We start from the raw sequence: 18,324 nt of genomic DNA on the forward strand, positions 1-18,324 counted from the left end.
TCAGCCGTCGACGCGGCCGTACTCCCGGTACCCCGCGCCCCACGCGCCCGCCACCATGCCGGCGCCCCGGGCCATCGTCCGGATGCCGCGAGCGCGTTGCCCCAGCGACCGTCGACCGAGGGGGCGGGTCACCGTGCCGACCGCGTACCGGCCCAGCCCGCCGACGACGCGCACGCCGCCCTTGGCCGAGAGCCGGAGGCGCGTGGACAGTCGCGAGGCCCCTCGCGCGGACAGCATCACCGAGGTGAGGCTCCAACCGTTGCCGCTGCTGTAGGCACGCCGCACGACCCATCGCCGCGTGACGCGGTGGGCGGGGACGACGTCCGTGACGACCGCCTCGGCGCACCACAGGATCGTGCCGCCACCGGCGACCAGGCTGCGGGTGAACAGGGTGTCCTCACCGCCGAGCTGGCCGAGGGCCACGTCGAAGGCCAGGCCCTGGCGACGCACCTCGACGAGGTCGAGCAGCAGGTTGTTGGTGGCGGCGACGTCGACGGGCGTGCCGGTCGCGAGCCGGCGTCGCACGAAGAAGCGTCCCTCGACGATGAAGGGCTCGGGCTCGACCTCGTACTCGCTGCGCACGGGACCGACGACGGCCGCGGCACCCGTCTCGGCCTGCAGGGAGACCAGGGCGCCCAGCCACCCGTCGGACGGCCGCTCGTCGTCGTCGATGAAGACCAGCACGTCGCCGTCGCCGCTCTCGGCGAGCGCACGGTTGCGGGCCGAGGCGATGCCCGGCGTGGCCTCGACGACGTAGTCGACCGTCACGGGTCCGGCACCGTCGCCCGGGTCGGCCGCCGCGAGCGCCGCCGCCTCGACGCGTCCACGGCCCGATCCGCTCGCGTCGTTGTCGACGACGAGCACGCGCGCCTCGACGCCGCGTCCGCGGACGCTGCGGGCCTGCTCGACGAGCAGCGGCAGCACCGCGTCGAGATCGCGCGGCCGGCGGAAGGTCAACACGGCGATGGTCAGGAGGCGCGGCGTGGTCGGGTCGGTCGTCACGGCCCCCAGCATGTCAGGTCGGTAAGGGGCGACGGGCCCTGCACCGCGCCTCCTGCGGGTGGACGGGGGACGAACCGTGGGTGAGTCGCTCGCCGGCCTCTCGGTGGTCGTCGTCAACTACGGTTCGACCGACCTGCTGCGCCAGAACCTCGCGCCCGTCTCACGGGCGACGGAGGGCCTCGTCGTGGTCGTCGTCGACAACTGGTCGGGAGCGGCCGAGCGCGCCCGCGTGAGCGAGCTCGCCGCGGCCGAGGGCTGGCACCTCGTCGTGCCCGACGGCAACGAGGGCTTCGGCACCGGCGTGAACCTCGGCGTCGCCCGGGCCCGTGAGGCCGGGGCGCGCCACCACGTGCTGCTCAACCCGGACGCCGTCGCGGACGCGGGAGCCCTCGCCGCCCTGCACCGCGCCTCCTCGTCCGACCCGCTGACGATGAGCGCGCCGACCGTGCTGCGCCCCGACGGCAGCGTCTGGTCGGCGGGCAGCGACCTGTACCTCGACGACGGCCGCATCCGCTCGCGGCGACGACGGCTGCCCGGCGCCCGCGTCGAGGAGTGGCTGAGCGGCGCCTGCCTCGTGCTGAGCGACGACCTCTGGCAGCGCTGCGGCGGCTTCGACGACGACTACTTCCTGTACTGGGAGGACGTCGACCTGTCTCGTCGCGTCGTTGGTTCGGGTGGCGCGCTGCGGCTGCTCGACGACGTCACCGTCGTCCACGCCGAGGGCGGCACGCAGACCCGCGGCGGGGCCGACCGGTCGGGGCAGGCGAAGTCGGCGGGGTACTACCGGTACAACATCCGCAACCGGCTGCTGTTCGCCGCGAAGCACCTCGGCGACGACGACCTCCGCCGGTGGCGCCGACTGACCCCCCGCATCGCGGTGGAGGTGCTGCTGCAGGGCGGGCGGCGCCAGTTCGTCGGGTCACCGGGCACGCTGCTCGTCGGACTGCGGGCCGTCCTCGAGGGGCGACGGATCGTGGCGACCGAGCTGCGTCGACGACGCACGTCACCGGGAGCCCCGTCATGACGGCCGTGGGACCCTCGACACCGGTCGTCGCACGCCCCGGTCGACTGCACTGGGTCGACGTGACGCGCGGGCTCGCCGTCCTGCTCGTCGTCTTCTACCACGTCGTGATCGCCCTGAAGGTCGACTCCGTGGCCGCGCCCGGGTGGGCCGTCGTGCTCAACGACGCCCTGGCGCCCTTCCGCATCCCCACCCTGATGTTCTGCTCGGGCCTGTTGCTGGCCCGCTCCTTGCGGAAACCACCCGGGACGTACCTCGTCGGCAAGCTGAGGCACATCGCCTGGCCCTGGGCGGTCTGGACGACCGTCATCGTCGTGTTCCTCTGGGCGGGCAGCTCGGTGGCCGGCGACGGCAACTACGGCCCCGGTCGACTCGTCGAGCTGGTCCTCTCCCCCACGACGTACACCTGGTACCTCGCGTACCTGCTGGCTTTCTACGTGGTCTCCCTCGTCATCCCCCGTGCGGCCCGCTCGGCGGCGGTGCCCCTGCTGCTCGTGGTCAGCGTCGTCGTACACGACGGCGACGGCTGGACCCGCGTGACCTTCCTGCTCGCGTTCTTCTTCCTCGGGGACGCGGCAGCCCGACACCAGGACGTGTTCGAGTCCCTGGCCCGACGTCGCATCGTGATCGCCCTGGGTGCCGTCGCCGCCCTGGGCACCGCGATCGCGTCGACGCAACTGCCCGGTCTGCGATACGACCTCGTGGCCGCGGTCGGCGTGGTCGGGCTCGTCGTGGTCGCCGTGCCCCTCGGCGGCCGACTCGCGCCGACCCTGCTGGGGCGGGGGCTGAGCGCCATGGGCCGAGATTCCATCGTCTACTACACGACCCATTGGATCGTCGTCACCCTCGGGGTCCACGCCCTCGGTCTGATCGGCCTCCACCAGGGCACCCTGATGATCGTCGCCTTGCTGACCGCCGGCCTCACGGCCCCGTGGGTGATGGCGCGCCTCTCCCGCCGGTCGCGGCTCGTCGCCGGTCTCTACGCCTGGCCGGCCCGCCGGACGTCCTCCTCCCCGAAAGGGCAGCCATGACCGCGACGCCCCTGCCCTCCGTCCCCGTCCACCGTCGCATCCAGGGGCTCGACCTGCTGCGCGGAGCCGCGATCCTGCTCGTGCTGCTGAGACACTCGTGGCCCGACCACTTCGGGGGCGCGGGCATCGTCGGGGTGGTCGTGTTCTTCACGTTGAGCGGCTACCTGATCACCGGTCTGCTCGCCGACGACGTCCGACGCTTCGGTCGCATCCGTTACGGACGCTTCTACCGCAACCGGTTCTTCCGGTTGATCCCGGCGCTGCTGTTCGTCCTGGTCGGCCTCGTCGTCATGGAGGGGCTGCTCGACGTCTCGGACACCCGCCGGTTCGTACCCCGGACCATCGGCGTCGCCCTCACGTACACGATGAACATCCCCCTGTTCAACCACGGAAGCCCGAACTTCAGCCACCTGTGGACCCTGGCGAACGAAGAACAGTTCTATCTCGTGTGGCCGCTCGTCGTCCTGGTCGGCGTCCGCTACCGCAAGCTGCGCGTCGTCGTCGCCGTCACCGCCGGCGTCCTCCTCGTCCTGCTGGTCGCCACGGTGGCCTGGCATCGTGACGACATCGGCACGATCTACAACTACCCCACGACGTGGACCATCTCGATGGTCGTCGGCGCCGCGGCGAAGCTCGCCGAACCACGGCTCGACGCCCTCGTCGGCGGCCGCCGGTCCGCTCGGGCGGCCGTCGTCGGCGCGGTGGCGCTGGTCGCCATGGCCCTCGTGCCCGAGGCGAAGGACCACCTCGTCACCTACCTCGTGGGTGGTTCCGCCATCGGCGTCAGCACCGTCCTCGTGCTCTGGAAGCTCAAGGAGTGGACGGTCGTGCCGCGGGGGCTCGGCCTGCTCGTCAAGCTCGGCGTCATCTCGTACGCGGTGTACCTCTGGAACTATCCGGTCAGCTGGTGGCTCAGGGACGGCGGCGCCCCCGAGGTGCCCGTCACGACGGTCGTCGTCTCGATCGCGGCGGGCATCGTCAGCTGGGTGGTCGTGGAGCGCCCCGTGGCGGGCCTCAAGGCACGGCTCGAGAAGCGCGCGACGGATCGGCCGGAGCGACCCGAGGCCGTCTCCGCCGCCCGGAGCTGACCCGCTCAGCCAGGTCGGCTCGTTCGTCCCAGGTCGTCGATAAATTTATCACCGGCCGGAGCTCCGTCTGATAAATTTATCACCGTGCGATCTCCCCTCACCAACCCGTTCCAGGCGGGCTCCGACGTCGTCCCCGACGTCTGGGCCGGCCGAACCGAGCAGCTGAGCGACTGGCACCAGGTCCTGCGACCCCGCCGACGTGCGGGTCTGTACGAGACCGGACGGACGATCCTCGGCGAACCGGGCACCGGCAAGTCGAGCCTCGTCCGACGCATCGCCCGCGACGCCGCCGAGGCCGGCGACTGGGTCACGCCTCAGCTGCGCATGCCCACCGGGGCCGATCCGCTCAAGATCATCGCCTCCGCCGTCCTGCGTCTGGCCGACGGCGCCGGGCTTCGTGCCTCGACCCGTCGGGGCGTGCTCGACCTGCTCGCCAGGGTCGAGCAGGTGGCCGCGACCGGCTTCTCGGTGACGACGCGCGGCGCCGACGGCCCCGAGCCGTTCACGGCGCTCTTCGAACTCCTCGTCGAACTCGGGCAGGCGGCGATCGAGCAGGACGCCGTCGTCGTGATCCACGTCGACGAGGTGCAGAACATCGGCGACGAGGCCGCCCTCTCGCAGCTCCTCATCGCGCTCGGCGACACCCTCTCGCACGAGGTCGAGGTCGCCGTCCCCGGTGGAGGCACCGTGTCCCGGCACCTGCCCGTCGCCGTCTACCTGACGGGCCTCCCCGACTTCGAGGACATGGCGGGTGCCCGCAAGGGGGCGACCTTCGCCCGGCGGTTCCGGACCACCACGCTGGGCCCCCTCGACGAGGGCGACATCCTCGAGGCACTCCAGCCGTTCGTGATCGCCGGCTGGGAGACCCCGGGCGAACACGGCGTCGTCGAGACCGTCCGCATGGACCCCGCGGCGGCCAGGGCCATCGCGGCCCTCAGCTGCGGAGAGCCCTTCCTGTTCCAGCTCGCCGGGCAGCGGGCGTGGAACGTCGGGACGGCACCCGTCGTGTCCGAGGACGACGTCGTGGCGGGCTGGCGCGGAGCCGAGGGCGAAGCGTCGGCCCACGTCGAGCGCATCCTGAACCGCCTCCCCCCACGAGAGCACGAGTTCCTCCGGGCGATGGCGTCGCTGCCCCCGGCAGGGCGCACCCTGAACGCCATCGCCGAGGCGATGGGCCTGGCCTCGGGCGCCCAGCTCGGGCCCACCTCCCAACGGCTCGACACGGTGCGCGGGGTGGTGAGCCGGGGCAAGCCGTACGCGTTCCGCAACCGTGCCGTCGAGGCCTACCTGACGACGGACTGGCCCCGGACCGCCTGAGCCCGACCAGGAGTCGCGCCTCGGTGGGGACCGGTGCCACCACGATCTCCGACCATCGGTCGATCCCCGGTGGCTGGGCGCTTCCTAAGCTCGACCCATGAGCACAGCCACCGCACGACCCGAGACCGCGACACCGGCGAGCGCCGACGGCGAGGGGTCGGCGGGTGGTGCCGGGCCGTCGCGGGCCCGCCGGCTCTGGGCGAGCTCGTGGCGCCTCGCCGTCGCCGTCCTCGTCGGGCTGGTCTCCTTCGCCGTGGTCTGGCCGTCGACGGACGTGAGCGGCTGGAGCGACGCCCGGTTCGGGGCCTCCCTGGTCGGAGACGTGCTCGCCGGGCTGACCGCCCTCGCCCTCGTCCCCTTCCGCCACCGGGCACCGCTCGTCGTCGGCCTCGTGGTCCTCGCCCTGGGATCGTTCTCGACGCTCGCGGTCGGGGCCGCCGTCCTGGTCGTCGTGTCGCTGGCCACGCGCCGACGGCCCCGCGAGATCGTGGCCGCCGGTGTCGTGTTCGTCGCGGCCACGGTGGTCGCGGAACTCCTCGTGTTCCGCTCGTGGGAGGACGGGTGGTCCGCCGGGTGGGCGGCGGTCGCCCTGGCCGTCGTCGCCCTCGCCTACGCTCTCCTCGCTCTCGTCGGGGTGGTCGTCGGCTCCCGACGCGCCCTGATCGCCTCGCTGCGCGAACGGGCCCTCCTCGTCGAACGCGACCAGGTGCTCCGCGAGGAGCGGGCCCGCGACGGAGAGCGGGCACACCTGGCCCGCGAGATGCACGACGTCCTCGGCCACCGGCTATCCCTCGTCGCCCTCCACGCCGGGGCGCTCGAGTACCGGGGCCGCGACCTCGACCCCGACGAGACCGTCGCCGCCGCGGCCGTCGTCCGGGCCGAGGCCCACTCGGCCCTCTCCGACCTGCGGGACGTGCTGGGGGTGCTGCGCGACCCGGAGGCGGGCGGGGCCTCCGAGGTCACGGTCACCGCGCCTCCTCAACCCACGCTGCGCGAGCTCGACGCCCTGGTCGAGGAGGCGCGGGAGGCCGGTTCACCGGTCACGTCGGTGATCGACGACGCGGCCCGCTCGGCCGAGGTGCCGACCGCCGTCGGACGGCACGCCTACCGCATCGTCCAGGAAGCCCTCACGAACGCCCGACGTCACGCTCCCGGGCAGCCGGTCCGGGTGACGGTGTCGGTCGAGGCGGCTCCGACGGACGTCGTCCGCATCCGCGTGACGAACCCGGCGCCCCACGGGCCGTCCGACGCCGCGAGGGACGGCCACGGCCTCGCCGGGCTGGCCGAACGCGCCCGCCTGGTGGGCGGTCGGTTCCGGGCCGGCCCCGACGGGGACGACTTCGTCGTCGAGGCCGACCTGCCGTGGACGCGATGACCGTCGTGCGTCCGGTGCGGGTCGTCGTGGTCGACGACGACGCCCTGGTGCGGTCGGGGCTGCGCCTCATCCTGGGCGGGCACACGGACGTCGACGTCGTGGGCGAGGCCGTGGACGGGCTCGACGCCGAGGACGTCATCGACCGCACGGAACCGGACGTCGTGTTGATGGACATCCGCATGCCGCGCTGCGACGGGCTCGAGGCGACCGAGCGTGAACTGGTCCGACGGCCCGACCTGCGGGTGATCGTGCTGACGACCTTCGAGGCAGACGACCTCGTGCTGGGGGCCCTCCAGCGCGGCGCCCGCGGGTTCCTCGTGAAGGACACCCCTCCGCACGAACTCGTCGAGGCCGTCCTCGCCGTCGCGCGGGGGCGATCGATCCTCTCGCCGAGCGTGCTCGACCGCGTCATCGCCGCCGCCACCCGGACCACCGCGGCGGACGAGGCGGGCTCGGCCGCCGACGCCCGCGCCCGGCTGGCCCTGCTGACCGACCGCGAGAGGGAGGTGGCCGTCGCGGTGGCCGAGGGGGCGTCGAACGCCGAGATCGCCGCCGACCTCTTCGTCAGCGTCGCGACCGTGAAGACCCACGTCGGCCACGCGTACGACAAGCTCGACGTCGGCAACCGCGTGCAGCTGGCGCTCGTCGTCCGGGCGGCCCGACCCGACGCCACGCAGCCCGTGTCCACCACGACCGCGTGACGACGGCCGGGCCGGCCGCCCGGAGCGACGGGATCACCGTGCCGTCGGTGACTGCGCCTCGCGGGCGCGCTTCCTCGCGTTCAGGGCCCGCTCGTCGCGTCCGACGATCGCGAGCAGGACGATCGCGAGCACGACGCAGACGAGGATGAGCACGAAGGTGACGTCCCAGCCGAACGCGTGCACGGCCAGGCCGATGCCGGTGGAGGCGAGCGTGGCGCCGAGCACGTAACCGAAGAGGCCGGTGAACCCTGCCGCGGTGCCGGCGACCGATCGCGGGCTGAGGTCGAGGGCCTGCAGGCCGATCAGCATGACCGGGCCGTAGATCAGGCCACCGATGGCGACGAGCATGGCGAGCGAGATCCACAGGGGGCCCTCGACCGGCGAAAGCCAGTAGACCGCGACGGCGACTCCGACGGCGCTCATGAAGAGGATGCCCGTCGGCGACCGGCGGCCCCGGAACACCTTGTCGCTGATGTAGCCGCAGAGCAGCGTGCCGGGGATGCCCGCCAGCTCGAACAGCGAGAACCCGGCGATGCCCTCGCCGAGGCTCGCGCCGCGGACCTCGGACAGGTACACGGGCGCCCAGACGAGCACGCCGTAGCGGAGCGTGTAGACGAAGACGTTGGCCAGCGCCAGGTTCACCATGGTGCGGTTCGTCAGCACGTATCGACGGATGGTGGTCCAGGTGGAGGCACCCTCGTCCGCGGCGTCGGCCTCGACGGGGGCCGGGTCGTTCCGGTACTCCTCGATGGGCGGGAGCCCTTCGGACTCCGGGGTGTCGCGCAGGAGCACGAGCGCCACGACGGCGATCACGAGGCAGACGATCGCGGGGAACCAGAACACGCTCTGCCAGGTGCCGAACGAGGCGAGGGCGACACCCGCGAGGCCACCGGCACCCGCGCCTCCCACGTTGTGGGCGACGTTCCAGATCGCGGTCTTCCCACCACGTTCGGACGTCGAGAACCAGTGCACCAGGGTGCGGCCGCTGGGCGGCCAGCCCATGCCCTGGAAGAACCCGTTGACGATCATCACGACGGCGAAGAGGGCCACCGAGGCGCCCACCGCCGGCACGAAGGCGATGACGAGGTTGGCGAGGGCCGACAACGCCAGGCCGATGGGCAGGAAGAACCGTGCGCTGCTCCTGTCGCTCACGATGGCGCTCAGGAACTTGCTGAACCCGTACGCCAGCAGGACGCCGTTCGTGATGACGCCGAGGCCGAGCGTGCTGAAGCCGTTCTCGTCCTTGAGGATGGTCGACACCAAGGGCACGTTGTTGCGGATCAGGTAGTAGGCGGCGTACCCGATGAAGATCCCGATGAAGACCTGCAGACGGAGGCGCGGGTAGCGACGGGCGACGCTCGCGTCGTCGAGCCGGGGTGCGGGTGGTGGAGCCGCGAGGAAGGCGGTCAGCCCTCGTCGGGACGATGTCTCGGTGGGGGTGCGGTGTTCGCTCGTCATCTCGGCCTTCCTGAGCCACGGCGGTGTGGGCGAACTCATAGCCGATCACAAGGTTGCAGTTCATGCAAATGACAGCCGCCGTTCACCGTCGGGGGGTTGACAGATGAGCCCACCGCCTCGTGCTGCTCGGCCGCGTCGAGAGCCGGCCCGCCGGCTGAGATCGAGGTCGAGGCGAACACGGGCCCACCATGGAGCTCGTCGTCGCGAAGTCGTCACCGCGGTCGCCCACCAGCGATGCGAACGAAGTCCTGGGGGTCCACATGTGCAGCCGCCGGCCGCTCGCTGACTACCTCAGAGGGCCAGCCACGCGTCCGACACGTCGGCTTCCTCGTACTCCCAGCGCCCGGACGCCGCACCGTGCGCCAGCAGCCTCTTTGCGGCGGGGACGTCCGACTCCGGGCCGAGGTCGAACGACAGCAACCGGAACTGCTGAAAGCCCTCACCCATCACGCCGAGGGGCGCGAACTCCGCGAGGATGCCCTCGAGCGAGTCGTCTCGATCACTCGTGATGATGCGGACCGTCATGCGTCCCCTGCGCCAGACGACTCCGCTCACCCAGAGCACGCCGTCAGCATCCGACGAGACCGCGACCTCGTCGCCGTTCGACATCCCGAAGGCGAAGAACGGCGTGTTCTCGAGGCGGTAGTCACCGGAGATCAGCGGCAGCGCCCACAGCCCCTCGGACTCCGTGTCCGGCCACCCGTCCTCTTGGTCGAGCAGGACGCGGACCTTCACGTGCGTGGCACCCTCGACGGCCTCGCTCGCCTCGGTCCGGACGGTTCCGCCACCGACACCCGGCACCTTCGCGTCCCTGCGCTTGAACGGCCACAACCGGGCCATGCCCCTCGGCGCCCCCGAGCTCATGCCGAGGCGCCGACGAACTCCGCCAGCGACGCCGCGAGGTGCCGCGTCGTCAGCCGCTCCTCGACGAGGGCCCGTCCCGCCGCGCCGAACGCGCGTGCCTCGGCCTCGTCGCCGAGCAGCCGCAGCACGTGCCCGGCGAGGGCCGCCGAGTCCCCCACCGGCGCGAGCAGCCCGGTGCGTTCGTGCACCACGTAGTCCTCGATGCCCGGTGTGTCCGTCATCACGACGGGACGACCCGTGGCCATCGCCTCGAGGCTGACCGTCATGCCGGACGCGTGCAGGTTGTCGCGCGTCGCCACAGCGACGAGCGAGGCACGGGCGTACAGCTCGGCCAGCTCGCGGTGCGAGACGTGCGGCACCACGGTGACGCCCTCGGGCGGGGCCGCGTCGCTCGTCGTCTGCACGACCAGCTCGACGTCCGGTCGCTCGGCGTGGACCTGCTCGAGCGTCGCGAACAGGGTCGCCGGGTCGCGGTCGCGGTCGCCTCCGATGCTCAGGACCAACGGTCGCGTGGGCCAGGGTCGCGCCGCGAAGAAGTCCTCGTCGACCCCGAAGGTGAAGAACCCGACCGGCGGGCCGTCCTCGCCGACGAACCGTCGCAACGGCTCGACCTGCCCGCGGCTGATCACCCAGAGTCCGCTCATGCGTCGCAGCACGTCACGCATGCGCCCGACGTCCTGCCCGCGTTCGACCCGGTCCGTCACCCAGATGACGCCCGTGTACATGCGCTCGTGCGGCCGTGCCAGCAGCATCCGACGCGCGACGTTCTCGTCCCAGGTCACCCCGACGTCGTCGGACGGCACCCCGGACGAGGAGGCGCGGCGCGGCACCACCCGGTCGCGCAGCACCTGTAGGCGGCCGGGTTCCGGGACCGATGCGATGCGCGCCTCCGGGTCCGCGTCGCGCAGCGCCTCGAGGCCGTACGGCCAGAGGCCGGGGCGGAGGCCCGCCGCGTGGTCGGCCGCCCAACCGGGGACGTCGCGTTCGCTCGCGAACAGGACCTCGATCACCGAGCCTCCTCGGGTCCGTCGCCACGCCCGTCGCCGGACCGTGCGTCGGAGGCCTGTTCGGCCGCCGCCCGCTCGACGATGGCCTGGTCGGTCGCCGTCTCGTCGCCACGCTGCTCGTCGACGTCGAGGCCCACGGTGCCGTCGTCGTCGGCATCGTCGCCGGCCGCTCCGCCCGCTGCCGCCTCGGCCCGACGGCGACCGAGGTCGCGCGACACGTACCAGAGGTTCGGCACGAGCTGGCAGAGCGCCACCGAGATCGCCGACCCCAGCACGGGTCCGGCGGCCCCGACCTGCCCGATGAACCACCACGACAACCCCAGGTTGAGCGGCACCATCAGCACGATCGGCAGCACCTGGAAGACCAGCCCGGTCTTGTCGGTCATGTACATGCCGACCGGGTACTTCGCCGCCTGCAGGCCGACGAACACGACGAAGCCGACGAGCATCCAGCCGTCGAGCGTGATCGCCCCGCCCGAGACGAAGCGCGCCAGGAACGGGCTCAGCACGGCGAGCGCCGTGCCCAGCACGAGTCCCCCCAGCAGGAACCACAGCGTCGGCACGGTGGGCGACTCCACCCGCCCGGCCGAGCGGGCCGCGGCGTACACCGGCCAGAGGGCGATGCCCGCGGCCGCGACGGTCTGAAGCACGATGCCGAAGAGCTGCGAGGCGAGGTTGTACTGCGCCAGTTCGTCCGGCCCGGCCAGGTGGCTGAGGAGCAGGCGGCCGGTCTGCATCGCGACCGGCAGGGCGATCATCTGCACGAGCATCGGCCAGGCCAGGCCCAGCGCGGGCACGCCGCGGTAGCTGCGGATGCGGGGCACGAGCTTGACGGCCGACCCGATCTGCGGCGACAGCGCGCGCGCCGCCACGATCAGGCAGATCACCGAGACGAGGCTGTTGGCCACGTACGAGATGACCGCGAGGTAGCTGCCGACCGGCACGCTGAACATGACGGCCGAACCGATGGCGAGCAGCATGAACGGTGCCACGACGGCCTGGCTGGCGACCTGCGTGCTGGTCTTCTTCAGCCCCACGAGGATGCGCTGCCCGACCGTGAGCGGGATCACGAGGCCGAACACCGCGAGGCAGAGTCCCGCCGCGAGCGAGCCACCGTCGGGCAGCAACCCCTCGCCGAGCAGAACGGGCCACCAGCCCGCGAGGGTGATGAGCAGGGCGACCGCGACCATGATGCCGCCCGACACCAGCAGCACGCGGAAGGCGGTGACGATCGAGCGCTTGACGAAGTCGTCGGTGCGGACCGACGACGACCCGGCCACCGCGTTGATGACGATGGCCGCGATGCCGAGGTCGGCGAACGGCAACAGGGTCGGGAAGGTCGAGAGCAGCCCGTACTGCGCGTAGGCGTCGGTGCCGAAGTTCTGGATGATCATGCGGCTCGTGATGATGCCGAGCACGCCCGACAGGCCCATCACGATGACCTTCGTCGCCGCGGTCGAGCCCACGGCGGCCATCGCTCCGCCCCGGCGGGGACGACCGGCCGAGCCCGTCGTCGACCGGCTCACGAGGCGCTCCTGAACAGTCGGTCGTCCGCGGAGAGGCGTCCGTCCCGGTCGGGCAGGTCGGCCAGCACGTCGTCGGCGGAGCGTCCGGCGTCGAGCGCCTCGACGATCGCGTCGGCCAACACCTGTGGTGCGCGGGGGTCGGACGCGACCACGTGACCGTGGGCGTCGAGCCAGTCGGCGAGCCCCGTCTCGGTGGTCGTGACGACGGTGCAGCCGTGCGACAGCCCCTCGACGATCGGCAGCCCCACCTGTTCGCGCCAGGTCGGGCTGGGCTGCGACCAGAGCACGAGCACGCGCGCCTCCTCGAGCGCGGAGTGGATGCGGGGACGGGGTGGGTCGACCTCGACGGCGACCGAGGGCTGCGCGACCGACAGGGCCCGCGCCTCCTGCTCGAGGGCGCCCTTGCCGAGCAGCGTCAGCGTCGCCTCGGGGCGGGCGGCGACGACGAGCGGCCAGGCCGCCGCCAGGACGCGCAGCCCCTTGCGCTCGACGAACGAGCCGACGAAGGCCACCGCGGGCGGGCGGACGCCGCCACCGTGGGCGTCCGCGTGCCGGGTCGGCAGGGCCGGCACGGTGGTCGTGGTGACACGGGGCGAGGCGGCCCCCAGGAGGCGCGCGTACGTCTCGCGCGCGGCGTCCGTCCCGAAGACCACCCGGTCGAGACGGCGCCAGACCGCGCGTGCCAGCACGCGTTCGCCTCGTCGGCGCAGTCGCGTCCGCAGGCGCGGAGCCGTGGCCGCGTCGAAGGGGTCGGCGTTGCCGATCAGGTAGCTGACGACGACCGTGCGGCGGCCGGTCAGCCGGCGTCGCACCGCGAGGGCGGCCAGCACCAGTGCCGTGGTCGGCAGGCTCGACGTCATGAGCGGTTCGTTCACCTCGAGCGTCTCGACCCGTGACCGCGCGATCAGCCAGGCCGAGGCGAGCGGACCGGCCTGCACGAGGTCGAGCCCCGCGGCGAGCGAGTCGTCGAAGTCGTAGCGGGTGACGCGGTAGACGATGCTGGCGGGCGCCAGCTCGTGCGCCCGCTCGAGGTGGGCCGTGCGCACGGACTCGTAGAGGCGGACCGCCGGGAGGCGCGGCGTGCGCCCCCGGGACGGGCGGGCCGGGCGGGTGGGGCTCACGACGTGGCGTCGCCCTGGCGGCCCGCGGTGCGGCGGGACCTGCCCGGGGCCGCCGCGTCGGTCGTGGCGGCCGTCGCGGCGGTCGTCGTGGCGGTCGCGTCGGCCGTCGTGGCGGAGCCGAAGGGATAGGTCTGCTCGTCGGACGACGTCGAGACGGGCACGAGCACCGACGGCGGCAGGTCGTGCGATGCCCGCTGACGGCCCGGGGCCACCCCGTCGAACACGACGCCGATGACGCGCACCTTGACGTTCGTCAGCGCGCGGACGGCCGACACGAGCCGCGGCCGGGTCGACCGGCCCGCCGTGGCGACGATGACGACGCCGTCGGTCAGGCGACCGATCTCGAGCGTGTCGGACGACGTGAGCACCGCGGGGGCGTCGACCACGACGACGTCGTAGCGCTCCCCGGCGGTCTCGAGCAGCAGGGCCATCGATCGCGAGCTCAGCAGCGGGCTCGGGTTGGGCGGCACGTCGCCGGCCGTGAGGATGTCGACGCCGTCGCGCCACGACGTCACGGCGGCGGCGAACTCGAGTCGGCCGACGACGACGTCGGTCAGGCCGACCTCGTCCGAGACGGCGGCGAGCTCGGCGAGTCCGCTGCCACGCAGGTCGGCGTCCACCACGAGCACCTCGAGGCCCCGCTCGGCGAAGGCCAGCGCGAGGTCGAGGGCGACCGCCGCCCTCCCCTCGCGTTCGTCAGCCGCGACCGACGAGACGGCGATGGTCCGGGTGGCCCGGTCGACGTCCGCGAACTGCAGCTGGGCCCGGATGCGACGGAAGTCGTCCGCCGCCGCTCCCTGGGGTTCGTCGGAGAGAGCCAGCACGCCACGGTTGCGGCGCGTGACGCTGCCGAGCAACGGCACGAGGTGCAGGTCCTCGACGTCGCGGGCGGTGCGGAGCCTGGTGTCGACCACCGATCGCAGCAGCGCCAGGGCGATGCCGAGGACGGTTCCGACGGCGAGACCGCTCAGGGCGATCAGTCGGCGGTTCGGGCTGATGGGCGACGTCGGGGGCGTGGCCTCGGCGATCGGCGCGACGCTCAGCGTCGAGTTGCCGGCGGTGTTCTCGGGCGACAGCGCCCGGGCCTGCCGGCTCAACGAGATGGTGACCGCGTTCGCGACGTCGGCCGCCCGTTGCGCGTCGCCGTCCACCACGGCGACGTCGATGATGACGGTGTTCAGAGGGTTCTCGGCGGTGATCTGACGTGCCAGCTGCGTCGGGGTCACGTCGAGGCCCATCTGCTGGATGACGGGTTCGAGCACGACCGACGACGTGGCGAGACGCGTGTAGCTCTGCACGAGGTTCTGCGTGTACGACGACCCCTGCAACAGCTCGTTGGGGTCGGAGCCCTCGGTCGCCGAGACGAACACGCTGCTCGTGGCCCGGAACGAGTCGGGCTGCGTCTGGGCGTACGCGTAACCCGCGCCTCCGCCGACGAGGGCGAGGACGACGACGAGGGGCCAACTCTTCAGGAGAGCGCGCCAGTAGTGCTGAGGATCCAACGGACACTCCCGGGTTGAGGTGGTGGAACCTGGCGAGCATACCCGGAGCAGAGAGGTCCTCACGACCCCCGGAGGGGGTGCCCGTGCCCGTGACGGTCAGTCGGCGAGCAGGGCCGTGTCGGCCCAGCGGGTGCCGTGCGGCGTGATCGTCACGCGTCTCGGCTCGTCGAGCACCTCGGGAGCGGGCACCTCCTGCTCGTCGTCCGGCCCATGCCCCGCCGACCCGTCGTCCGCCGCGTCGACGACCGGCGCCTCGGCCGCCCCGGTCGGACGCTCGATGACGATGTCGAGCCACGACTCGGCGACGCCGTCCAGCAGCCCGGCTCCCCACTCGACCACGACGATCGAGCCCTCGAAGTCGAGGTCCAGGTCGTCGAGCTCGGCCTCGCCCGACAGCCGGTACGCGTCCACGTGCACCAGGGGCGTGCCCGACGCGGTCGGGTGCGTGCGCGCCAGGACGAACGTCGGGCTCGCCACCTGGCCGCGCACCTGGAGCCCCTCGCCGAGGCCGCGCGTGAAGGTCGTCTTGCCGGCGCCGAGCGGTCCGGTCAACACCAGCAGGTCACCCGCCCGCAGCGACCCGGCCATCCGACGCCCCAGCGCCTCCATGGCGTCGGCGTCGGCGACGGTCAACTCGACGGGGTCGCCCTGGACGGTCACGGCCGTCCGCCGACGTAGACGCGGGGCACCCGGGCTCCGACGCGGCAGGCGACCTCTTCGGGGATCGTGTCGGTGGCGTCGGCCCACTCGCCGATGGTCATCTCGCCCTGGTCGCCCGGCCCGAACAACACGACCTCGTCACCGACCGCGACGGGGTCGTCGCCCATGTCGACCAGGAACTGGTCCATCGCGACCCGGCCCACGATCGGGCGGGGCGCGCCGTTCACGACGACGTGCACGGTGCCCTGTGCCCGCCGGCTGACGCCGTCGGCGTACCCCAGGGGCACGAGCGCGAGCGTCGTGTCGGACGGAGCACGGAACGTGTAGTCGTACGAGACGCCGGTGCCCGCGGCGACGCGCTTGACCTTGACCACGGACGCGCTCAGCGTGAGCACCTGCCGCAGTCCCCGGTCGGCGGCGGTGACGCCCTCGGTCACGGGGATGCCCAGGCCGTTCGACCCCATGCGCACCATGTCGAAGCGTCGTTCGGGGTGTTCGAGTGCGGCCGAGCTCGACGACATGTGCCGCTTCTCGACGGTGGCCCCGAGCGCCTCGGCCTCGGCCACGGCCTGCTCGAACACGCGGGCCGCGGCCTGGTCGTCGGCCTCGCTCGTCTCGCTGACGTGCGAGAAGATGCCGCGCAGGCGGACCACCCCCTCGTCGCGCAACTCGACGGCACGGGCGACGAAGGCCGGCCAGTCCGAGGGCAGGCACCCCTCGCGGTGCAGGCCCGTGTCGATCGTCAGGTGGACGAGGGCGACACCGCCGCGGGCCCGTGCGACCGCCGCGACGGCGTCGAGCTGGTCGAAGGTCGACACCCCCAGGTCGACCCGCAGGTCGACGGCCGCCTCGAGGTCGTCGGACGGGCTGAGCTGCCAGGCGAAGAACGAGGCGTCGCCGCCGATGCCCAGCCGTCGCATCTCGAGGGCCGGCGCGAGTTCGACCGTGCCGAACCAGCGGATGCCCGCCGCCACGGCCTCGGGCACGAGCACGGGGGCGCCGTGGGAGTAGGCGTCGGCCTTGACGATCGCCAGGATCTCGACCGGGTCGAGACGGGCGATCAACGACTCGAGGTTCGCCCGGTACGCGGCCAGGTCGACCGTGGCCCGTCGCAGGGACGTCGCGGCGCTCATGCGGTGTGCCTCCGGGTGAGGCCGGCGGCCAGGCAGGCGACGACCTCGTAGGTGATGCCGCCCATCGCCTCGGCCCAGTCGGCGGCGGACTGCCGACCCAGCGCCGGGTCGCCGAAGAGCACGACCTCGTCGCCGATCTCGACGGGGTCGTCACCCACGTCGATCACGAGGGCGTTCATGGCGATGCGCCCCCGGACGCGGTAGGTGCGCCGACCGATCGTGACGGAGGCGCGCTCGCTCGCGGCCCGGTCGATGCCGTCCGCGTACCCGACCGGCACGATGGCGATCGACGTGTCGCGCTCGGGACGGAAGAGGTAGCCGTACGACACGCCCTCGCCCGCCGGGATGCGCTTGACGGTGGTCACCGGCGCCGTGACGGTCATGGCCGGGCGCAGGCCGAGCTCGGCGGACGTGCGGTCGGCGTACGGGCTCAGCCCGTAGCTCGCGAGGCCGAAGCGCACCATCGTGGCTCGTGTCCCCACGTAGTCGAGCGCCGCCGCCGAGGCGGCCACGTGCAGCAGGGGCGGCCGCACCCCCCGCTCGTCGAGCATCGCGGACGCCCGGGCGAAGCGGGCCGTCTGCAGGCCGTCGTCCTCGGACGACGCGTTCGACACGTGGGTCATGAGGCCCTCGACCGGCACGACGGCGTCGTGGTCGGCCGCGCGGTCGAACAGCTCGGGCCACTCGGACTCGACGGCCCCGTTGCGGCTCAGACCCGTGTCGATCGCCAGGTGGACCGCGCGGACGCCGGCCGCCACGGCCGCCTCGAGCTGGTCGACGCTCGACACCGCGGGGGTGATGCCGAGCGCCGCGGCCTCGACGAAGTCCTCGTCGGGAGCGTGCAGCCACGCGAGCACCGGCGCCTCGACACCGGCTCGACGCAGGGCCACGGCCTCGGTCAGGTCGGCCACCCCGAGCCAGTCGACGCCGGCCTCGACGAAGGCCCGGGCGCACTCGACGGCACCGTGGCCGTAGGCGTTCGCCTTGACCACGGCCATGACGGCCGACGGCGCGACGGCGGCCCGGAGGACCTCGACGTTGTGGCGCAACGCGGCCGTGTCGACGGTGATGGTGACGTCGTGGGTCATCGGTCCGCCCCTTCGTGGTGTGCGTCGTGGTCGACGGGGGCCCGGCCGTCGCCCTCGGCGACGACGTACGCGACCGCCACCCCGCCGTCGTGGCTGAGCGACAGATGGAGGCGCGAGACGCCTCGCGAGTCGGCGAGCGACCGCGCTCCCCCGCTGAGCACGAGCGACGGGGCTCCCTGGTCGTCGGAGACGACCACGACGTCGTGCCAGCGCACCCCGGTGGAGCCGCCCAGGGACTTGATCAGCGCCTCCTTGGCGGCGAAGCGGGCCGCGAGCGACGGGCGCCCGCGGGGGCTGCCGTCCCGGAGGACGAGCTCGTCGGCTCGGAACAGACGCGTGGCGAGCGCCGGCGTGCGCTCGATCGAGCGGTCGAAGCGTCCGAGGTCGACGACGTCGACGCCGATGCCCACGATCACGTCCTCACCCGCCT

At 72.9% G+C, this 18,324-nt stretch carries 17 protein-coding genes; 6 read left to right on the forward strand and 11 right to left on the reverse strand.

The genetic code is table 11. The features are described from left to right. The gene (locus tag EDF21_RS10200) at positions 1 to 1,014 is read right to left on the reverse strand and encodes a glycosyltransferase family 2 protein (RefSeq protein WP_056043495.1); all 1,014 of its coding nucleotides are present in this window, start codon (positions 1,012 to 1,014) and stop codon (positions 1 to 3) included. 64 nt (positions 1,015 to 1,078) lie between these two features. Between EDF21_RS10200 and EDF21_RS10205 the strand changes: the two genes are divergently transcribed. The 6 genes from EDF21_RS10205 to EDF21_RS10230 all read left to right on the forward strand — a co-directional run bounded on the left by EDF21_RS10205 (position 1,079) and on the right by EDF21_RS10230 (position 7,535). Continuing rightward, entirely contained in the window at positions 1,079 to 2,026 is a 948-nt protein-coding gene (locus EDF21_RS10205; protein WP_123571275.1) for a glycosyltransferase family 2 protein, read from the forward strand. Continuing rightward, entirely contained in the window at positions 2,023 to 3,054 is a 1,032-nt protein-coding gene (locus EDF21_RS10210; protein WP_123571276.1) for an acyltransferase, read from the forward strand. The genes EDF21_RS10205 and EDF21_RS10210 overlap by 4 nt, the downstream gene beginning before the upstream one ends. Further along, a complete protein-coding gene (locus EDF21_RS10215) occupies positions 3,051 to 4,142 on the forward strand; it encodes an acyltransferase (protein WP_056043505.1) in 1,092 nt (363 codons plus the stop codon). Before EDF21_RS10210 ends, EDF21_RS10215 begins: the two co-directional genes overlap by 4 nt. Before the next feature lie 84 nt (positions 4,143 to 4,226). Then, complete coding sequence (locus EDF21_RS10220) at positions 4,227 to 5,459, forward strand: ATP-binding protein (protein WP_123571277.1); 1,233 nt, start codon at positions 4,227 to 4,229, stop codon at positions 5,457 to 5,459. A gap of 97 nt (positions 5,460 to 5,556) precedes the next feature. Then, positions 5,557 to 6,834, forward strand: a complete 1,278-nt coding sequence (locus tag EDF21_RS10225) for a sensor histidine kinase (protein ID WP_123571278.1) — start codon at positions 5,557 to 5,559, stop codon at positions 6,832 to 6,834. Continuing rightward, positions 6,831 to 7,535, forward strand: coding sequence for a response regulator transcription factor (locus tag EDF21_RS10230; protein WP_123571478.1), 705 nt, complete (start codon positions 6,831 to 6,833; stop codon positions 7,533 to 7,535). The genes EDF21_RS10225 and EDF21_RS10230 overlap by 4 nt, the downstream gene beginning before the upstream one ends. A 33-nt stretch (positions 7,536 to 7,568) precedes the next feature. On the opposite strand, the gene EDF21_RS10235 is transcribed toward EDF21_RS10230, so the two are convergent. From EDF21_RS10235 to EDF21_RS10280, 10 genes are all read right to left on the reverse strand, one after another. Next, positions 7,569 to 8,993, reverse strand: coding sequence for an MFS transporter (locus EDF21_RS10235; RefSeq protein WP_123571279.1), 1,425 nt, complete (start codon positions 8,991 to 8,993; stop codon positions 7,569 to 7,571). 291 nt (positions 8,994 to 9,284) lie between these two features. Then, positions 9,285 to 9,833 (reverse strand): DUF4265 domain-containing protein, encoded by a 549-nt coding sequence (locus EDF21_RS10240; RefSeq protein WP_056043511.1) that lies wholly within the window; start codon positions 9,831 to 9,833, stop codon positions 9,285 to 9,287. A 20-nt stretch (positions 9,834 to 9,853) separates the two neighbouring features. Then, a complete protein-coding gene (locus EDF21_RS10245) occupies positions 9,854 to 10,867 on the reverse strand; it encodes a glycosyltransferase family 4 protein (RefSeq protein WP_123571280.1) in 1,014 nt (337 codons plus the stop codon). Beyond that, positions 10,864 to 12,390: a lipopolysaccharide biosynthesis protein gene (locus EDF21_RS10250; protein WP_199736336.1), complete on the reverse strand. Its 1,527-nt coding sequence runs from the start codon at positions 12,388 to 12,390 to the stop codon at positions 10,864 to 10,866. Before EDF21_RS10250 ends, EDF21_RS10245 begins: the two co-directional genes overlap by 4 nt. Beyond that, positions 12,387 to 13,511 (reverse strand): glycosyltransferase family 4 protein, encoded by a 1,125-nt coding sequence (locus EDF21_RS10255; RefSeq protein ID WP_233568457.1) that lies wholly within the window; start codon positions 13,509 to 13,511, stop codon positions 12,387 to 12,389. The genes EDF21_RS10250 and EDF21_RS10255 overlap by 4 nt, the downstream gene beginning before the upstream one ends. Continuing rightward, positions 13,508 to 15,013, reverse strand: a complete 1,506-nt coding sequence (locus EDF21_RS10260; protein WP_158612905.1) for a polysaccharide biosynthesis tyrosine autokinase — start codon at positions 15,011 to 15,013, stop codon at positions 13,508 to 13,510. Before EDF21_RS10260 ends, EDF21_RS10255 begins: the two co-directional genes overlap by 4 nt. Positions 15,014 to 15,109: 96 nt before the next feature. Continuing rightward, complete coding sequence (gene tsaE, locus EDF21_RS10265; RefSeq protein ID WP_123571480.1) at positions 15,110 to 15,622, reverse strand: tRNA (adenosine(37)-N6)-threonylcarbamoyltransferase complex ATPase subunit type 1 TsaE; 513 nt, start codon at positions 15,620 to 15,622, stop codon at positions 15,110 to 15,112. A gap of 47 nt (positions 15,623 to 15,669) precedes the next feature. Then, positions 15,670 to 16,806 (reverse strand): alanine racemase, encoded by a 1,137-nt coding sequence (gene alr, locus EDF21_RS10270; protein WP_056043518.1) that lies wholly within the window; start codon positions 16,804 to 16,806, stop codon positions 15,670 to 15,672. Next, positions 16,803 to 17,894, reverse strand: coding sequence for an alanine racemase (gene alr / locus EDF21_RS10275; RefSeq protein ID WP_123571282.1), 1,092 nt, complete (start codon positions 17,892 to 17,894; stop codon positions 16,803 to 16,805). The genes alr (EDF21_RS10270) and alr (EDF21_RS10275) overlap by 4 nt, the downstream gene beginning before the upstream one ends. Next, on the reverse strand, positions 17,891 to 18,310 hold the full coding sequence (locus EDF21_RS10280) for a holo-ACP synthase (protein WP_056043525.1): 420 nt from the start codon (positions 18,308 to 18,310) through the stop codon (positions 17,891 to 17,893). Before EDF21_RS10280 ends, alr (EDF21_RS10275) begins: the two co-directional genes overlap by 4 nt. Positions 18,311 to 18,324: the final 14 nt, after the last annotated feature.

The organism is Frigoribacterium sp. PhB118, from assembly GCF_003751725.1.
Taxonomy (GTDB): Bacteria; Actinomycetota; Actinomycetes; order Actinomycetales; family Microbacteriaceae; genus Frigoribacterium.